The sequence below is a fragment of the Sinorhizobium prairiense genome (genome assembly GCF_029201645.2).
Classification (GTDB): Bacteria; Pseudomonadota; Alphaproteobacteria; order Rhizobiales; family Rhizobiaceae; genus Sinorhizobium; species Sinorhizobium meliloti_A.
Genome location: NZ_CP104131.1, coordinates 960,410 through 978,455 on the forward strand (window position 1 = coordinate 960,410; position 18,046 = coordinate 978,455).

Genomic DNA, 18,046 nt, shown 5'->3' on the forward strand with positions numbered 1-18,046 from the left:
TCTATCCCTCGGCGCGATCTTTCTCCGACCGAGGGCAAATTCATGAAAACGCTTCTCCCTGCCGTCGCCGCAGCGCTCGTCGCCGGCCTCCTGTCCACTGCCGCTTTCGCGGAAAGCCTCGTGCTTTACACCAGCCAGCCGAACGAGGACGCGCAGGCGACGGTGGACGCGTTTCAGGCCGCGAATCCGGGTGTCGAGGTCGAGTGGGTGCGGGACGGGACGACGAAGATAATGGCCAAGCTGATGGCGGAGATCGAAGCGGGGAACCCGGTGGCGGACGTGCTTCTGATCGCCGACACGGTGACGATGCAACGGCTGAAGGAAACGGGATATCTGATGCCCTACAAATCTCCGGAAGCGGCGGCTTATGACGCCTCGCTCTTCGATGCCGAGGGCGCCTATTATTCGACGAAGATGATCACGACCGGCATCGTCTACAACGCTTCCGCTTCGATGAAGCCGGCCGGCTGGCAGGATCTTGCGAAACCCGAGGCCAAGGGTCTGGTCACCATGCCGAGCCCGCTCACCTCGGGTGCGGCGCTGATCCATGCCCAGACGCTTGCCGGCATCGACGGGCTCGGCTGGGACTATTACAAGGCGCTCGCCGAAAACGGCGCGACGGCCGCCGGCGGCAATGGCGGCGTATTGAAGGCGGTCGCGACCGGCGAGAAGGCGTATGGCATGGTGGTCGATTTCATGGCCATCCGCGAGAAGGCCAAGGGTGCGCCGGTGGAATTCGTCTTCCCGGCCGAGGGCGTTTCCGCCGTCACCGAGCCGGTCGCCATCCTGAAGACCGCAAGAAACCCGGAGACAGCAAAGAAATTCGTTGATTTCCTGCTCTCCGAGGAGGGCCAGCAAGTGGCGGTGAAAATGGGCTATATCCCGGCGCGCGACGGCATGGCCTTGCCGGAGGGCTTCCCGGCGCGCGAGACGATCAAGGTGCTGCCGGTCGATGCTGCCGAAGCCGTGAAGAACTCCGAGGCGGACCTGAAAACCTTCTCCGGCATTTTCGGTACCAACTGACCTCTCGATGCCGGACACTGACGAGATCGCCCGCAGCGGGCGCCGGATATCTTGCGCGCCGGCTGCCGACCGGAGTGCCGAGGGTGGTTCCGGCTTGAAAAAGCTGGAGCGCCCGCTGAGCGTTCTGTCGAAGGCGCGGTCCTGGCTGTGGCTTTGGTTCGCATTCGGCGGCGCGATGGACGAGGCGGCAGACCGGAGCAGGGAACCGAGCCGGGCTCCGCTACCGAAACCGCTGACGAGGACGCTGCGCGGCTTCGAGGTGCCGCCGTCGCCTTACGTGACGGAGGGTCGATCACCTAGGGCGAACTCCTCGAAGGCCGGGACGGGGTGGCGAGCGGCATATTTCCGGCTCCGTGGCCCGCGCATGTCTGCGTGCGGGGAGCCCGCATGGCTGCTGGCATTGGTGTTCGGCGCAGTCTTTCTGCTTTCGGCGCTGCCGCTGATCCGACTCGGATGGGCCGGTATCAAGGGCCTCGAAGGAGGCGAGGCGGTGGGGGTGCTCTTCGAGGCGGCGACCTTTGCGGCGCTCCGCAATACGCTGATCACGGCGGCCGGCGGCACGGCGATCTCGCTCTTCGTGGGGGCACTCTTCGCCTTTGTCGTGGCGCTTACGGACATCCGTGGCAAGCTTGCCTTGAGCTTCGCCTTCATGCTGCCGATGATGATCCCCCCACAGGTGACGGCGCTCGCCTGGGTGGAGATGTCGGGTCCATCGAGCCCCCTTCTCAAGACGCTGGGGCTTGCGCCGCCGCTCGGCAGCCCTCAGCCACTCTATTCGCTTGCGGGGATCGCCTTGCTTCTCGGCGTACAGCATGCGCCGCTCGTCTTCCTGGCGATCAGGGCCGGACTTGCAGCGGCGCCCCGCGACGGGGTCGAAGCGGCGCGGCTTTGCGGCGCCTCGCCCTGGCGCGTCCTTCGCGACATCGTTCTGCCGCTTTCCTCTCCGGGGCTCATCGCCGGAGCGGCGATCGCCTTCGTATCCGGTATCGGCAATTTCGGTATCCCGGCGATACTCGGCATTCCCGCCTCGATCGAAACGCTGCCGACCTTGATCTTCAGCCGGTTTGCGAGTTTCGGTTCGTCCACCTTCGGCGAAATCGCGGTGCTTTCGACGCTGATCGCCCTGATTTCCGCCGCAGGGCTGCTTCTGCAGCAGCGAGCGCTCAAGCGCAGAGACTATCGCCTGATCGGCCTTGCCGGCGCGAGGGCCGCCTTCACGCTCGGGCGCATGCGGTTCGCCGCGGAGGCGCTGCTTTGGACAATCCTGGCGCTGCTGCTGGTCGCACCGCTTCTGGCGCTCGTCGCAAGTTCCCTGGTGCCGGCCTACGGCGTGCCGCTCAGTTTCGACACCATGACCTTGAACGCCTATGGGGAAATACTCTTCCGCCAGTCGATGACGTTGACGGCGCTCAAGAATTCCCTTTTCCTCGCCTCCGCCGCTGCAGTCGGCCTGCTTGCGGTCACCGTACCGGCCGGTTACCTGCTCGTGACGCGGCGCGGGCGGCTTGCCAGTCTGATGGCGATCCTGATCGAGATCCCCTATGCGCTGCCCGGCATCGTGCTCGCCGTCGCCTTCATCCTTGCCTTCGCGGCACCGCTGCCGCTGATCGGCGTTTCGATCTACGGTACGATCTGGATCATTCTTGCCGCCTATTTCTCCTCCTTCCTCGCCGTTAGCCTCAAGCCGGTGATGAGCGCCTTCCTGCAGATAGATCCCTCGCTCGAGGAGGCGGCGCGGCTTGCGGGCGCGGGGTTCCTGCGCCGCATGCGCGATGTGCTGCTGCCGCTTCTGGCGCCGGCCGCCGGCGCTTCGGTCATCCTCGTCTTCCTGATCGCGGCGAACGAATTGACCGTCTCGGCGCTCCTCTGGTCCGCCGGCACGCAGACGCTCGGCGTCGCGATCTTCAATCTCGACGACAGCGGCTCTTCCGATCTCGCCTCGGCGCTCTCGGTGCTCGTCGTCGTCATGGTCATCGGGCTGATGTCGGCGCTGGAATTCTTCGCGAAATATTTGCCGGAGGGCGTGCTGCCATGGCGCAACTGATCCTCAACCACCTGACCAAGGACTTCGGCAGCAAAGGTGCAGAGCAGGTGAGGCCGGCCGTTTCGGACGTGTCGCTGGCGCTGCGCAAGCAGGGGTTTCTCGCGCTGCTCGGGCCTTCCGGCTGTGGCAAGACGACGGTGCTCCGGATGATCGCCGGCTTCGAGCAGCCGACGGACGGCTCGATCGAGTTCGGCGAGCGCCGGCTTTCGGATGCAGCCCGTGTGCTGCCGCCGGAGAAGCGCAACATGGCGATGGTATTCCAATCCTATGCGCTCTGGCCGCATATGACGGTGGCGGAGAATGTCGGCTACCCCTTGAAGGTCCGCGGCTTTTCCGGCGAGGCCTGGCGCAAGCGGGTAGGCGACGCGCTTTCGCTGGTGAAGCTTACCGATTTCGCCGATCGGCGGCCGGCTGTACTTTCCGGCGGCCAGCGGCAGCGTGTGGCGCTGGCGCGCTGCCTGGTCACGGAACCGGACGTGGTGCTGCTCGATGAGCCGCTCGCCAATCTCGATCAGCACTTGAGGAAGTCGATGGAGGAGACCTTCCGCGCCTTTCACGAGCGCTCCGGCGCGACGATGATCTATGTGACTCACGACCAGGCCGAGGCGATGGCGCTTGCGACCGACGTCGCGGTGATGTCGGAAGGCAAGCTTCTTCAGGTGGCGCCGCCGGCGGAAATCTATGCGCGGCCTGAGGGTCGGGTGGTGGGGGGTCTGATCGGTCGCGGCGCGATCGTGCGGTTGAATTTGCCGGAGGGAGCGGGGCGTGCGCTCGACTGGCCGCTCCTCCGCGCTGCGCTTGCCGACAGGCGCGGCGGCAAAGGGCATGCAGTCGAAGCGCATGCAGGCGAGGGGCCGCTTTGCGACGTGCTCATTCGTCCGGAGCAGGTTCGTCGGGATGGCGAAGGCATCCCGATGCGGGTTCTCTCCTCGGTCTTCGAGGGCGAACGCTCCGCACTCACACTCGCGCTGCCCGACGGGCAAAGCCTCAAAGCCTATAGCAGCGTGCCGCTCTACGACGGTGCTCGCGTTCCTTTCGTCGTGAGTGGAGGCTGGCGGCTTTAGACAAAGCTTGCGGCGACAGGCGGCCTTGCGGGCCGGAACCAGCCTTGGCCTTGCACGTTCCACCGTGCAGCACGACAATAGCGGCGGCTAAAGATCGAGCGGATCCGGCGGCCGGTAACAGAAGGAGGCGGCACGCAGATGTATGTCATGGCTCTTGCGACGGATTACGACGGTACACTGGCCGATTACGGTGCCGTCCGTTCGGAAACTCTGGAGACCTTGAAGAGGCTGAAGGAGAGCGGGCGCAAGCTTCTGCTCGTGACCGGGCGCGAACTGCCGGACCTCAAGAGCGTGTTTCCCGAAATCGATGTGTTCGACAAGGTCGTCGTCGAGAACGGTGCGCTGCTCTATACGCCGGAAACCGGCGAGGAGCGGCTGCTTGCACCCTCGCCGCCGGAGGCCTTCATCGAGCGCCTCAAGGAGAAGGGCGTCGACAGGATGTCGGTCGGCCGTTCCATCGTCGCCACCTGGGAGCCGTTCCAGACAGCCGCGCTCGAAGCGATCAACGAGCTCGGCCTCGAACTCGAGATCATCTTCAACAAGGGCGCCGTCATGGTGCTCCCGACGGGTGTGAACAAGGCCACGGGGCTGAAGGCGGCCCTGAAGGAGATGGGGCTTTCCTTTCTCAACGTGGTAGGGGTCGGCGATGCCGAGAACGATCATGCGCTTTTGAGGATGTGCGGCTGCGGAGCCGCCGTGGCCAACGCCTTGCCGGCGCTCAAGGACACTGCCGACGTGATCCTCGAGGGTGTGCGCGGGGCCGGCGTCGAGCAACTGATGAACCGGATCATGGAGTCCGATTATGCGTTGTGCGCGAGTGCCCGCCACCAGGTGCCGATCGGTGAGGATGACGAAGGGCCGGTGGAGATCGGACCGCAAGACGTGCTGCTGATAGCGGGGAGTTCCGGCATCGGCAAGTCGAGACTGGCGACCGCCCTTGCGGAGCGATTACGGGAACGGCGCTTCCAGCTCTGCATATTCGATCCGGAGGGCGACTATGAGGGGCTTGAAGGCGCGGTGACCGTGGGGAACGGGTCTGTCGCGCCTACGGGCAGGGAGGTGCTGGAGCTCCTGGCCAATCCGGACGATAACGTCGTCGTCAGCGCAACAGGCGTCGAGCCCAACGACCGGCCCGAGTTCTTCGCCGGCCTGATGCCCGACTTGTCGGCTCTGCGTGCCAAGACCGGCAGGCCGCACTGGCTGATTATCGACGAGGCCCATCATCTCATGCCCGCAGCGCGCGACAGTGCCTCGCTCGCGCTTTCCGACGACCGCTCCGGCATGATCATGATCACGGTCCACCCGGACTCCGTCTCGCCCGATGCTCTCAAGGAGATCACTGCGGTCGCAGCGCTCGGTCCCAAGGCGCGCGACGTAATCGCGACGGTTTGCTCCGTCTTGGGTGAGGCGCTGCCGGACGGGCTGGATGCTGCTTTCGGGGAAGACGAGGTTCTTTTCTGGCGGCGCACGCCGCCCGCGCCGGTTCGGCGGATCAAGAGCGAGCAACCTCGGGAAGCCCGCAAGCGGCATACGCGCAAATATGCGGAGGGCCGGTTGGGCGAGGAGGCAAGCTTCTATTTCCGCGGTTCGAAGAACGAGATGAATTTGCGCGCCCACAATCTGACGATGTTTCTGCAGATCGCCGAAGGCATAGACGACGCGACCTGGGAGCACCATCTGCGCCACGGCGATTACTCGAAGTGGTTCGAGGAACACATCGGCGACGAGGAGTTGGCCGAGGAGGCTGCGGGCATAGAAGAGGATCGTTCGCTCTCGCCTGCCGAAAGCCGGCAGAGGCTGGCCGAGGCGGTGCGCCGGCGCTACACCGCGCCCGCATCCGAAGCGGGTTGAGCCGGCGCCCGCGGCGGGCGTTGAAGAGACGTCTCTTTACTTTTTCGGCTTCTGCTTCGAGGCGGCGCTGCGGCCGTCGGAGCTTTTCGAACGTTCGTCGAACCGATCGGCGCCTTTTCTAAGGTCCGATCCCTTTTGTGCTTCGGTCTTTTTCTCTTCCTTGGCGGCGCTTTTGTGCAGGCCGGTGCTGGATTGCTTGCCCTTCGCCGTCGGGGCTTGTTCGGTACCCATGGCAGCCATTCCTCCTTGCGCGAAACCCAGATTGAACGTGCCCGGATATTTCTTTGTTCCCCTGCCGACGAAGGTAGTTGTGGACTGCCATGATTTTGTCGCTCTTGCCTTCTCTGTGGCTTTTTTGAATTCCTAGAATGAAGGCGCCTGATTCGCGCCGCACCGCATTCGCTCTCCGTGTTCCGAGTTTTCGGGCGGCCGGGGAACTGCCCAAGGAGAAGAACCATGACGGAATACAAGAAGCCGATCATTACCGAGATGCGCCCGAAGATCACGGTCATCGGCGTCGGTGGCGGCGGCGGCAACGCGATCAACAACATGATCGCCGAAAACCTGCAGGGCGTCGATTTCATCGCCGCGAACACGGACGCGCAGGCGCTGGCGACGTCGAAGGCGGAGCGGCGAATCCAGCTGGGCGCTGCCATCACCGAGGGTCTCGGCGCCGGTTCGGTACCCGACATCGGCAATGCGGCCGCGCAGGAATCGATCGACGAGATCATGGACCACCTCGGCGGCACGCATATGTGCTTCGTCACGGCAGGCATGGGCGGCGGCACCGGTACGGGAGCGGCGCCGGTGATCGCGGAAGCGGCGCGGCGGGCCGGGATCCTGACGGTCGCGGTCGTCACCAAGCCCTTCAGCTTCGAGGGACAGCGGCGTATGCAGACGGCGGAGCTCGGCGTCGAGCGGCTGCGGGAGAGTGCAGACACGGTCATCGTCATCCCCAACCAGAACCTCTTTCGCATCGCCGATGCCAAGACGACCTTCGCCGACGCATTCATGATTGCCGACCGGGTCCTCTATTCGGGCGTCAGCTGCATCACCGACCTGATCGTCAAGGAGGGGCTGATGAATCTCGACTTCGCCGACGTCAAGACGGTGATGAAGGGCATGGGCCGGGCGATGATGGGCACGGGCGAAGCGACCGGCGAGAACCGCGCGATGCTGGCGGCGGAAGCGGCGATCGCCAACCCGCTGCTCGACGAAGTCTCCATGCGCGGTGCCAAAGGCGTGCTCGTGTCGATCTCCGGCGGAATGGACATGACGCTTTTCGAGGTGGACGAGGCGGCGACTCGCATCCGCGAGGAAGTTTACGACGAAGCCGACATCGTCGTCGGTGCGATCTTCGACCGGAGCCTGGACGGCACTTTCCGCGTGTCCGTCGTCGCGACCGGCCTCGACAGCAACCGCGGAACTCAGGCGACGGCGCCGGAGGCCATGAACGGCCAGGCGGCCGCCGTTCCTTCGCGCACGCTGCAATAGGATAGGGCGACCCGGGGATACCCCCGTACGGGGGAGATGTCACGAAAGTGACGAACGGGGGCGGGGTTTCAGGGAACACGACCCTACCAAAGTTTGCCCCTCACCCTAGCCCTTTCCCCGCAAGCGGGGAGAGGGGACGTGCACCACGTGGGCGATTTTATTTGCGGTTACGCTATGGTGGACAGGCGCCGCCGCTTGTCCCTTCGGGCGGGCCATTCGGCAGCAGCTGGATATCAGTCAGGCAGGCCGGCGCGGCGCAGATCGCTGACGAAACGGGCGATGAAATCTTCCGGCATGACCGGCACGCTGCCGAAGTAGAATTCGGCGCGGGCCGTTTTCACGGTCATGTCCGGGCGCCGGCGAAGAAGGTTTGCCACGGCCGAACTGCGTTCGTCGGTCCGGTCGATGGCACCGAGCGAGGCCGCCAGGACCATTGCCGGCCAGAATGTGGCGTTCTCCTGGCGCAGGGAGGCACGGGCCGCTTCGGCGGCTTGCGCGAAGCGACCCGACTGATAGTGGGCGATAGCCACCATATTGTAAAAGGTCCACAGATGCGGATCGCGGGGGCTCAACCGGAAGGCTTCGTTGATCGCGGCAATGCCTTCCTCCGGGCGGCCGACATAGCAAAGCGCTTGCCCGAGGGCGAAGTGGCCCTGGGCGAAGCTTGCATCGAGCCTCAGCGCATTCCGCAGGTGGTCTATGCCACGCTGCGGCTGGCCGCCGAGCGCCCGTGCCCGGCCGAGCGCAAGATGGGCGGCCGGCTCACGGTCGTCGAGCGCGATTGCGCGTTCCGCGAGCGCCGTCGCGTCGGCGATCCGCTCGGCCCGCTCTTCCAGAGGGCCGTACCAGCCGAGCTGTATATGGACATAGGCAAGCCGCGCATGGGCCTGGGCAAAGGCGGGCTCGAGATCGACCGCCCGCTCGAAGAGCGTCTTGGATATCCTCAGATTTTCCAGATCGAACTTGTAAAGATGCCATAGCGCCTTCAGGTAAATGTTCCAGGCATCCATGTCCGTCGCGGTGTGGCCGCGCAGCGCAGCGAATTCGATGAAGCCGAGTTCCGGCTCCACGGTGCCGGTGATCTGCCCCGCGATCTCGTCCTGGAGCACGAAAACATCGTCCAGCATGCGGTCGTAGCGTTCTGCCCAGAGCAGCATGCCGGTTTCGCCGCTCAGCAATTGCGCCGTGATGCGGATGCGGTTGGCCGCGCGACGTATGCTGCCTTCGATCACATATTTGACACCCAGGTCTTCCGCCACTCTCCTCGCGTCGACCGCCTTCCCCTTGAAGGTGAAGGAGGAGTTGCGAGCGACGACGCGCAGCCACCGGCATCGGGCGAGCGTGGCGATCAACTCTTCGGTAAAGCCGTCGGAGAAATGTTCCTGTTCGTCGGCGCTCGAAAGATTCACGAAGGGCAGGACCGCGATCGATGGGCGCTTCTTACCGGGCAGGGGGTCGGTTTGCGCCGGCGCCGGCGGCACTTCCCCTGCCGCGCCGCCCGGCTGCCAGCGCCAGGCGCGCAGCGGACCGGGAAGATCTGCAAACGTCCTGTAGCCGATTTCGGTCAAGGGGAAATCCACCTTCAAGCCGATCTGGTCATAGACCTGCTGCGACACGCACACGCCGCCGGGCGGCGCCATTTCCTGCAGGTGCTCGGCAACGGCAATGCCTTCGCCATGGATGTCGCCATCGTCAGCGACGATATCGCCGAGATGGACGCCGATGCGCAACTCCAGACGCTCCGCTTCGGCGCCTCCGGCGTGATCATGCATCGTTCGCTGGATCGCGACCGCGCAGGCGACCGCATCGAGAACGCTTGCGAATTCCGCGAGCGTCCCGTCTCCCGCCTGCTTGACGATCCTTCCGCCATGGGCCGCGACCAAAGGTAGAATGAAGGCATCACGGCATTGCTTGACCGCCCGGTACGTGCCTGCTTCATCCAGCCCCATCAGCCGGCTATAGCCGACGACGTCCGCGTCCATGATCGCTGCCAGCCGCCTCATGCCGTCCGTCTCCCGGCGATGTCGTGAGCGAAAATACCGATCGGTTGAACATGTGTGAGCGGTAATTCGTGCGTACTTTCCGGTCCGCTCCAAAGAGCCGCGGACGCCATGAAAAATCGCATTGCGATCGCCTCGAGTGGGAGAGTAGCAATGGGGAAGCGGCAAGTCTATCGGGGCGAAGACCGCTATCTACGGCTGACGCGCCAGATGACATTGCCGACATCGTCGGCGACGAGCAGGGCGCCCTGCTCGTCGATCGCAACGCCGACCGGCCGGCCCATCGCCTTCCCGCTCCGGCTGACAAAGCCGGCGAGGACGTCTCTCGGTCGGCCGTTCGGCTTGCCCTTGGCAAAGGGAACGAAGATCACCTTATATCCGCTGTGGACGCTGCGGTTCCAGGAGCCGTGCTGGCCTACGAAGGCACCGTTGGCATAGGCGCGCCCGAGCGATGCGCCTTCGGAGAATGTCAGCCCCAGCGAAGCGGTGTGCGAACCAAGAGCGTAGTCAGGTTTTACCGCCTTCGCCACGAGATCCGGGCGCGGCGGCTTGACGCGCGTATCGACATTCTGACCGAAGTAGCTGTAGGGCCAGCCATAGAAGGCGCCGTCCCTGACGGAGGTCATGTAGTCCGGAACGAGATCGTCGCCGAGCTCGTCACGCTCGTTGACGGCGACCCAGAGCTCGCCGCTTTCCGGGTTCCAGGACAGGCCGTTGGGATTGCGCAGGCCCGAAGCGAAGACCCGGGTGCGGCGGCTTGCCTTGTCCACCTCCAGAACGGCCGCGCGATATTTTTCCGCAGCCATGCCGTTTTCCCCGACATTGCTGTTGGAGCCGACGGTGACATAGAGCTTTCGTCCGTCCGGGCTCGCGATCACGTCTTTCGTCCAATGGTGATTGAGATTTCCCGACGGCAGGTCGATGATCTTTTCCGGCGTGCCCAGGCGAGTCTGACCGCGGGAATAGGGGAATGCGACGAGCGCGTCGGTATTGGCGACATAGAGCTTGCCCTTGGAAAGCGTCATGCCGAAGGGAGAATTGAGGCCTTCCGCGAAGGTTCTGCGAAGATCGGCGATACCGTCGCCGTCGGTATCGCGCAGAAGCGTGATCCGGTTGGCGCTTGGCGGTGCGGCACCCGCTCGTTTCATCGCCAGCTTCATGAATGCCTTTTTGAGGCTGAAGCCTTCGTCGTGCTTGGCCGGTGCATTGGTTTCGGCCACCAGCACGTCGCCGTTCGGCAGTACATGCAGCCAGCGCGGGTGATCGAGGCCCGCAGCGAAGGCGTTCACCTTCAGCCCTTTTGCGGGTGTCGGCGTGGCGCCTTCCTGCCAGCCTTTTGCGTCGGCGATGTTGACGGTCGGGATCACCGTGGGGTTCGGCTTCGGCAAAGTCGGATTCGGGCCGTAGCCGACCAGGCCCGTCGTGCGAGCCGCATTTCGGGCCGAAACGCCGGCGCAGCCGGCCATAAGCGCACCGGCCATGGTGATGACGATCAGGTTTCGCGGAACGGTAGTCATGCCATGCCCTCCCGAAGAGATCGGCCGCTCTCGCAGTGAGACAGAACGCTGTGCCATACTATTCCCTTCCGCATCCGACTGGCAGCGTTCTCCGCTCGTTCCCTGCAATCTTTGCGAGGGGCGCATTCGGGAGTATTCTCTCCTGCAGCAAGAAAAAAATCGGGGCGCAGCGCGTCTCCAGACGATGCTTGTGCCTCTTCAGCGATTGTGAATGCCCGCGAAAAAGTCCGCTCCCAAAAGGGGAGGGAGTTCGCGCGCAGCCTTGGGAGGAAAGCATGAAACACAAAGCCGAAAGCGGGGGGCCATCGCGCCGCAAATTTCTCCGCGGCGCCGCAGCGGCCGGGGCGGCCATGGCTGCAGCGCCGAGCATCGTGAGGGCACAAGGGCCGGTCAGCATGCGCTGGCAAAGCACGTGGCCGTCCAAGGACATCTTTCACGAGTTCGCGCTCGACTTCGCAAAGAAGGTCAACGATATGACTGGTGGCGACCTCAAGATAGAGGTGCTTCCGGCCGGTGCCGTCGTGCCGGCATTCGGACTGCTCGACGCGGTTTCCGAAGGAACGCTCGATGGGGGCCACGGCGTGATGGTCTATCACTACGGCAAGCAGACTGCGCTGGCGCTGTGGGGATCGGGGCCCGGCTTCGCCATGGACGCTAACATGATGCTGGCCTGGCACAAATACGGCGGCGGCAGGGACCTGCTCGCCAAGCTTTACGAGTCGATCGGCGCCAATGTCGTGTCGTTTCCCTACGGGCCCATGCCGACACAGCCGCTGGGCTGGTTCAAGAAGCCAGTCGCCAAGGCCGAGGACCTGCAGGGATTGAAGTTCCGCACCGTCGGTATCTCGATCGATGTGTTCACAGGGCTCGGCGCAGCGGTCAACGCCTTGCCGGGAGGCGAGATCGTCGCCGCACTCGACCGCGGTCTGCTCGACGCGGCGGAATTCAACAATGCCTCATCCGATCGCCTGCTCGGCTTTCCCGACGTTTCCAAGGTGTGCATGCTGCAGGGCTATCATCAGAATGCCGAGACATTCGAGATCCTGTTCAACAAAGGAAAGTTCGACGGCCTGCCGGACCAGATGAAGGCAATCATAACCAATGCGGTGGACGCGGCGTCGGCGGACATGGCCTGGAAAGCGATCGACCGCTACTCCACGGACTATCGCGAGATGCAGACGGCCGATCAGGTCAAGTTCTACAAGACGCCCGAAGCGATCCTCAAGCGGCAACTCGAAGTCTATGACGAGGTGGTGAAGAAGAAGTCGGCGGAAAATCCGGTGTTCAAGGAGGTTCTGCAGTCCCAGATCGCCTTTGCCGAACGCGCGACACGCTGGGAGCAGGATACCGTCGTCAACCGGCGGATGGCCTTCGACCACTATTTCGGGCGAGACGGGGTCGCCAAGTCGCTCTGACTTCATCCGATCCAGCACATCACCGGCGCGGGGCCGGTGATGTACGGTCAGGACCTGGCCATCCCGGGGGTGCGCGTGAACGTTCAGCATCTGCTCATGAGGATCGACGCCATCAGCGTCTGGACCGGCAAGGCGGCGGCGTGGCTGATCATCGGTCTGATGATGCTGGTCTGCGGTGAAGTCTTCAAACGCTATATCCTGAACATGCCGACCGCATGGATCTTCGATGCCAGCAACATGCTCTACGGCAGCCTCTTCATGCTGGCGGGCGCCTATGCCCTGGCGCAGAACGCGCATGTGCGCGGTGATTTCATCTACAGTTCGTTGAAGCCGCGCACGCAGGCGGCGTTGGACCTCATCCTTTACATCTTCTTCTTCCTGCCCGGGATCGCCGCCCTCATCTATGCAGGCTACGACTATGCCGCATTGTCATGGCGGATCGGCGAGCACTCGACGGTGACCGCCGAAGGGCCGCCGATCTATTACTTCAAGACGGTCATTCCGATCGCAGGCGCACTCGTCATTCTTCAGGGACTGGCGGAGATCCTGCGCTGCATCGTCTGTCTTAGAACCGGGGCGTGGCCGGCGCGGCTGAAGGACGTCGAAGAGATCGATGTCGTCGCCGAGCAGCTTGCCCATAGCGAGCACCTGGACGAGGAAACGCGTGAAGCTGCCATCGAACGCGCGCAGGATATCGACAGGGCGGCCCGGCAGCGCGGCCTCGGAGGGGAGAGCGGTGAGTGAACCTTTTCTTGGTTTGACGATGCTGGGCCTCATCGTGGTCGTGATCATGATGGGATTTCCGACGGCCTTCACCCTCATGGGTCTCGGAATGCTGTTCGGCTTCTACGCCTTCTACAATCCGGTGGAACCCTGGATCGACAATCGCGTCTTCGATCTCATGGTCCAGCGCACCTACGGCGCCATGACCAATGACGTGCTGATCTCCATCCCGCTTTTCGTGCTGATGGGCTACGTGATGGAGCGCGGCGCGCTGGTCGACAAGATGTTCTACAGCATACAGCTGTCATTCCGGCGCGTTCCGGCATCGCTCGCGGTGACAACGCTCATCGTCTGCACCTTCTGGGGCATCGCCAGCGGCCTCGTCGGCGCCGTGGTTGTGCTGATGGGGGTGATCGCCATGAACCCGATGCTGCGGGCCGGTTACGATGTGAAGCTTGCCTCGGGCGTCATCACCGCCGGAGGCACGCTGGGCATCCTGATCCCTCCATCGGTGATGATCATCGTCTATGCGGCCGTCGCCGGCCAGTCGGTGGTCAAGCTTTATGCGGCGACGATGTTTCCCGGCTTCTTTCTGGCGCTCCTCTATCTCGCCTATGTCCTCGGCTGGGCGATGCTCAATCCGAAGATCGCTCCGAGTCTGCCCGAGGAACAGACGCGCGTCCCGGTGCCGCCATGGATGAAGCATTTCGCAGAGGTCTATTCACCCAACATGCTCGCCGGTCTTCTCGCAGCGCTCGTCTCGCCATCACGCGCGCTCGGGATCAAAGGGGAAGAGGGACGGCTCACCTATTGGAAACTCGTCAAGAACCTTGCTGCGGCGCTCTTCCCGCTTCTGCTGACGGCGTCCACGCTCTGGCTTCTCTGGTGGTATGTCGTCATTCATCAACAGGCGGCCGCGACCGAAGCACCGGAGGGGCTGGAAGAGCTCGGCGCGCCGGTAGCCGATGCCGGGCCTGCAGCGGCTGGCGGCCCTGCGACGAGCTTCTACGTCTGGTTCGGCCTTGCCGCCGCAATCGCCGTCTTCGCGCTGCTGCGCTACTACCGCAACATGACGGCGGAACGGCTGCAGGTGGTGAAGCTCCTCGTTTCCTCCGTCATGCCGCTCGCAATCCTCACGGTGGTGGTGCTCGGGGTGATCCTGTTCGGCATAACCACCGCGACGGAATCCGCCGCCGTCGGCGCGGCCGGTGCCTTCCTGCTGGCGCTCCAGGCGCGGAACTCTCGACTGGCAGCGCACCAAGGAGGCGGTGTTCCTGACCGCGAAGACGACCGCCATGGTCTGCTGGCTCTTCGTCGGGTCGGCGCTTTTCTCCGCCGTTTTCGCGATCCTCGGCGGACAGGCGCTGGTGGAGCAATGGGTTCTCGCGCTGGATCTCACGCCGGTGCAGTTCATGATCCTGTCTCAGGCGATCATCTTCATTCTCGGCTGGCCGCTCGAATGGACCGAGATCATCATCATCTTCGTGCCGATCTTTCTGCCGATGCTCCACCATTTCGACATCGACCCGATCCTCTGGGGCGTGCTCGTCTTCGTCAATTTGCAGGCTGCGTTCCTGTCCCCGCCGGTTGCGATGTCGGCCTACTATCTCAAGGGCGTGTCGCCGCCGCAGGTTACCCTCAACCAGATATTCGCGGGCATGATGCCTTACATGCTCATCGTCATTCTCTGCATGATCATGATGTATATCTGGCCGGGCATGACGCTCTGGCTGCCCGAATATCTCTATGGCTGACGCGCTTGCTGCGGCGTTGAACGGCGCCGCGGAAATGACCCGGCGCCAGGAGCGCCCATACAAAACCAGGGCCCGCCGTCAGCGAGCGGGTCCTGGTAAATTGCGGCGAAAATTTCAATCTCTCTATTTTCCCGGCGGCAATATCACACCCGGCTGCCAGACGCCCCGGGCATATCCATCACTCTCCGCCCGGGGGCTGCCGCGAGCTCGACCGGGTAAATCCTCGCAATCGGCGTTCACCCCGAAGGGAGCTCCGATCTAAATTGCTACTGAAATCATTTCCCTGATTGCACCGTTAGTTTTGACGAGATCGGTGGCCTTGGTCCAGTAACTTTTCAGGGCGATTTGTTACGAACTACGACCGATTCTTGCGCAGCAGGCGGCTTGGAGAGCGGTACAACCGAGCGCTTCCTGTAAAGATTTCATAAAAGCCGAACGTGTTTGGTAACGATCTTAAAATTAGTTAATGCTTATGTGTTGCGGTGGGGCTGCTGAGAGGGAAGGCTATGAGGGCCGCGACGTTCCGCCTGCATCTGAGAAGATTGGTGCGCGACAGGGGCGGCAACTTCGCCGTTCTGGGCGCGATCGCTTTCGTTCCGATCATCGGCGCGGCTGCGCTGGCGATCGACTTCGCCGGGGCTTACCTGGAGGCGGAGAAAATCCAGAGCGCTCTCGATGCGGCCGCGCTCGGCTCGGTCCGGGCCTATGGCGAGGGCGCCACCGAGGACGAGGCCTACGCCGCGGCGCAAAAGTTCTTCTGGAGCAATTATACGCTGCCGCAGGAGAGCGTCGTCGACGCGCTGGCCGTCGCCACGGAGCCGTCCACGCAGGCGCTGTCCGTAAAGTTCACGCGCAATGTGAATGAAGATACCGCTACCGCCGAGTTCGTGCTGGACCACAAGCCGCTCTTCCTCGAGCGCCTGCCGCTGCAGATCCGGCGCCTGGCGATTGCTGCGCGCGCCTCCGGGGCGGAGGCCTGCATTCTTGCGCTTCATCACACGGCAGACCGGGCATTCGAGGTCAGCGGCAGCGCAATTGCCGATCTGACGGGATGCGCGGTCCTTTCGAACTCCGACGACGATCAGTCGGTCTATATCGGCGGCTCAGGCAAGCTCAAAGCCGAGTGTCTTTACGCGGCGGGCGGCATCTACAGCTCGCCGCAGGCGGTACAGCTCGCCTGCGAGGCCGCCGTGGAAGGATCGCCGCGCATACCCGATCCATTTGCGAGCAAGGTGCTCCCCAGGCCTTCGGGCTGGACGGATCTTTCCGGCTGCGGTCAAGCCTACGTCGCCGGAGGCGGCGGCAACGGCGATTGCAACGGCACCGGAAAGACACCGAAAAATGCCGACGGCTATGTGGTGACGCTGAAACCCGGTACCTACGGAGGCCTGGATCTGAAAGGAGCAGTCGCACTCCAGGCGGGCAATTACATCATCGACGGCGGCCGGCTCGAACTCGGCAGCCAGACGGTCGTCAGCGGTCAGGGCGTGACCTTTTTCCTGATCAACGATGCGGAACTCAGGATCAATGGAGGCGCCACCTTCAATATCTCGCCTTCGCTCGAGGGCAGTTGGGCCGGCTTCTCGATCGTTGCAGAGCACGGCAACACCGCACCAGCCGTCATCAACGGCAACAGCAAATCCTCGCTGACAGGGATCCTCTATTTGCCCGACGCCGGCGAGCTCCAATATGCCGGCAACGGCACGACCAGCGGTGAGTGCATCAGATTGATCGCACAGGAGATCACGCTGATCGGCAACAGTACTTTCAAGATGGATTGCAGCAAGGAGCTTGCCAATACCCATTTCAATTATCCGGGCGCCATTCGTCTGGTGCGCTGATCCTGAAAGCAGCGACGCCAGGCCGCCATGCTGGCCGCCGGGGCGGGATAAGGGTCAACAGCCGCCGACCGATAGGCAAAAACGCGCCAATTTCGGGCCACAGTAGCGAATTGGCGAAGAAATCGACGCCAATTGCGCAAGTCAAGCGGTCTTTGCCACAATTTCGCTTCACCTAGCCGGCAAGTTTTCGCCTGCTGACCACCGGCTGGCAGGGGAATTTCGAACTCTCGCAAAGCGAACGCCATCAGGTTGGGGGCACGGCCATTGCAATTCGCGGGCCGGCTGCAACACCGCGCTGAAAATCCATATTCGGTTTTCGGAGACGGTCATGTGCAGCCTCAAAGCGCTAGAGAGTCCTTTGTGCTTTGTGCCGAAGGCGTAGTGCAGCCTTGACGGCTGCCGACACGGTACCGCTCACGGGCGGACCGTGCAGCGATCCAGGCATGCGGCCTTGGCGCCTTTAACGGCGCTGGGCGAGGCCGTCGCTGCACGCCTCGGTGGAGGACGCTCTAGCCCTTTGATTCCGGAGCCATCTTCATCTGCGATCGGGACGCATTCCCGAATGCGGAGCGGCTCGGCGCGTGCATATGCGCGTCTGCGGAAGGGGCGAACTCCTTGCGATGGACGGAGACGAAGAGGCAGGCGAAGGCGGCATGACGCCGTCCGCGCCGGCTGCATCTTTTGGATCGAAGTCAATCCGGAAGATGCGGCAAAACCAGGTGCTACGGCGACTTTGCGTCTGATTGGACGCGCAGCGCCGTGAGGGAGACCAACTCATGAAGGTTGTCGCGCTTCTGACTGCAGCATTTCTTGCGCTTACGTCACCCGACACCGCATCAGCGGGAATGCTCACCCAGGCCCAGCAATATGCCGGGCTGCACGAGGTGAAGAACAACAGGCGCCTGCGCGCCGCTCTCGGCATCAATCCGGCCCGTACGCCCTGGTGCGGCCATTTCATGGGGATGGTTGCCCGGAAATCCGGCCGGCAGCCACCGAAGAGCTATGGCATCGCCCGCTCGTGGCTGAGGTTCGGTGCGCCCGTCAAGCTGTCCTACGCAAAGCCGGGCGACGTCGTCGTCGTCAGAGCCGGACGGAGCTATCACGTCGGCGTCCTGTCGCAGATGTCCAAATCGACCGCACGTCTTATCGGCGGCAACCAGTCGGGTCGCGTGCAGTTGTCCTATTTCAGCCGGGCCCAGGTGGTGGCGGTAAGACGATAGCGGCCAAGGCCGCGCACGGGCTCATCGCAAGGTTCCCGGCGGACGGCGACGCCGCGGAGGGCTCGCGCGCGGCACAATCTGCAGCTTTACACTCTTGCTC

At 63.4% G+C, this 18,046-nt stretch carries 12 protein-coding genes and 1 pseudogene; 10 read left to right on the top strand and 3 right to left on the bottom strand.

Annotated elements, in window-relative coordinates; all coding sequences use genetic code 11:
• Positions 1-42: 42 nt before the first annotated feature.
• From N0Q91_RS07230 to N0Q91_RS07245, 4 genes are all read left to right on the top strand, one after another.
• Positions 43-1,023, top strand: a complete 981-nt coding sequence (locus tag N0Q91_RS07230; protein ID WP_275597716.1) for an ABC transporter substrate-binding protein — start codon at positions 43-45, stop codon at positions 1,021-1,023.
• A 7-nt stretch (positions 1,024-1,030) separates the two neighbouring features.
• A complete protein-coding gene (locus N0Q91_RS07235; RefSeq protein ID WP_275597717.1) occupies positions 1,031-3,067 on the top strand; it encodes an ABC transporter permease in 2,037 nt (678 codons plus the stop codon).
• Positions 3,055-4,131 carry an ABC transporter ATP-binding protein gene (locus tag N0Q91_RS07240; protein WP_275597718.1) on the top strand — a complete coding sequence of 359 codons (1,077 nt, stop codon included), beginning with the start codon at positions 3,055-3,057 and terminating at the stop codon, positions 4,129-4,131. The genes N0Q91_RS07235 and N0Q91_RS07240 overlap by 13 nt, the downstream gene beginning before the upstream one ends.
• A gap of 138 nt (positions 4,132-4,269) precedes the next feature.
• Positions 4,270-5,982: an HAD-IIB family hydrolase gene (locus N0Q91_RS07245; protein ID WP_275597719.1), complete on the top strand. Its 1,713-nt coding sequence runs from the start codon at positions 4,270-4,272 to the stop codon at positions 5,980-5,982.
• A gap of 36 nt (positions 5,983-6,018) precedes the next feature.
• Here N0Q91_RS07245 and N0Q91_RS07250 read toward each other — a convergent pair whose 3' ends face one another.
• Entirely contained in the window at positions 6,019-6,213 is a 195-nt protein-coding gene (locus tag N0Q91_RS07250; RefSeq protein WP_018095335.1) for a hypothetical protein, read from the bottom strand.
• 225 nt (positions 6,214-6,438) lie between these two features.
• Here N0Q91_RS07250 and ftsZ point away from each other — a divergent pair, with 225 nt between their 5' ends.
• The gene (gene ftsZ / locus N0Q91_RS07255; RefSeq protein WP_275597720.1) at positions 6,439-7,476 is read left to right on the top strand and encodes a cell division protein FtsZ; all 1,038 of its coding nucleotides are present in this window, start codon (positions 6,439-6,441) and stop codon (positions 7,474-7,476) included.
• A gap of 233 nt (positions 7,477-7,709) precedes the next feature.
• On the opposite strand, the gene N0Q91_RS07260 is transcribed toward ftsZ, so the two are convergent.
• Positions 7,710-9,479, bottom strand: a complete 1,770-nt coding sequence (locus N0Q91_RS07260) for an adenylate/guanylate cyclase domain-containing protein (protein WP_275597721.1) — start codon at positions 9,477-9,479, stop codon at positions 7,710-7,712.
• A 185-nt stretch (positions 9,480-9,664) separates the two neighbouring features.
• Positions 9,665-10,993, bottom strand: coding sequence for a PQQ-dependent sugar dehydrogenase (locus tag N0Q91_RS07265; protein ID WP_275597722.1), 1,329 nt, complete (start codon positions 10,991-10,993; stop codon positions 9,665-9,667).
• Between the two features lie 275 nt (positions 10,994-11,268).
• Between N0Q91_RS07265 and N0Q91_RS07270 the strand changes: the two genes are divergently transcribed.
• From N0Q91_RS07270 to N0Q91_RS07290, 5 genes and pseudogenes are all read left to right on the top strand, one after another.
• On the top strand, positions 11,269-12,408 hold the full coding sequence (locus tag N0Q91_RS07270; protein WP_275597723.1) for a TRAP transporter substrate-binding protein: 1,140 nt from the start codon (positions 11,269-11,271) through the stop codon (positions 12,406-12,408).
• A 39-nt stretch (positions 12,409-12,447) separates the two neighbouring features.
• A complete protein-coding gene (locus tag N0Q91_RS07275) occupies positions 12,448-13,152 on the top strand; it encodes a TRAP transporter small permease subunit (protein ID WP_275597724.1) in 705 nt (234 codons plus the stop codon).
• Positions 13,145-14,885, top strand: a pseudogene (locus tag N0Q91_RS07280) (TRAP transporter large permease). Before N0Q91_RS07275 ends, N0Q91_RS07280 begins: the two are co-directional and overlap by 8 nt.
• 506 nt (positions 14,886-15,391) lie before the next feature.
• Positions 15,392-16,726 (top strand): TadE/TadG family type IV pilus assembly protein, encoded by a 1,335-nt coding sequence (locus N0Q91_RS07285; protein ID WP_275597725.1) that lies wholly within the window; start codon positions 15,392-15,394, stop codon positions 16,724-16,726.
• Positions 16,727-17,502: 776 nt separating this feature from the next.
• Entirely contained in the window at positions 17,503-17,946 is a 444-nt protein-coding gene (locus N0Q91_RS07290) for an NlpC/P60 family protein (RefSeq protein ID WP_100674869.1), read from the top strand.
• Positions 17,947-18,046: the final 100 nt, after the last annotated feature.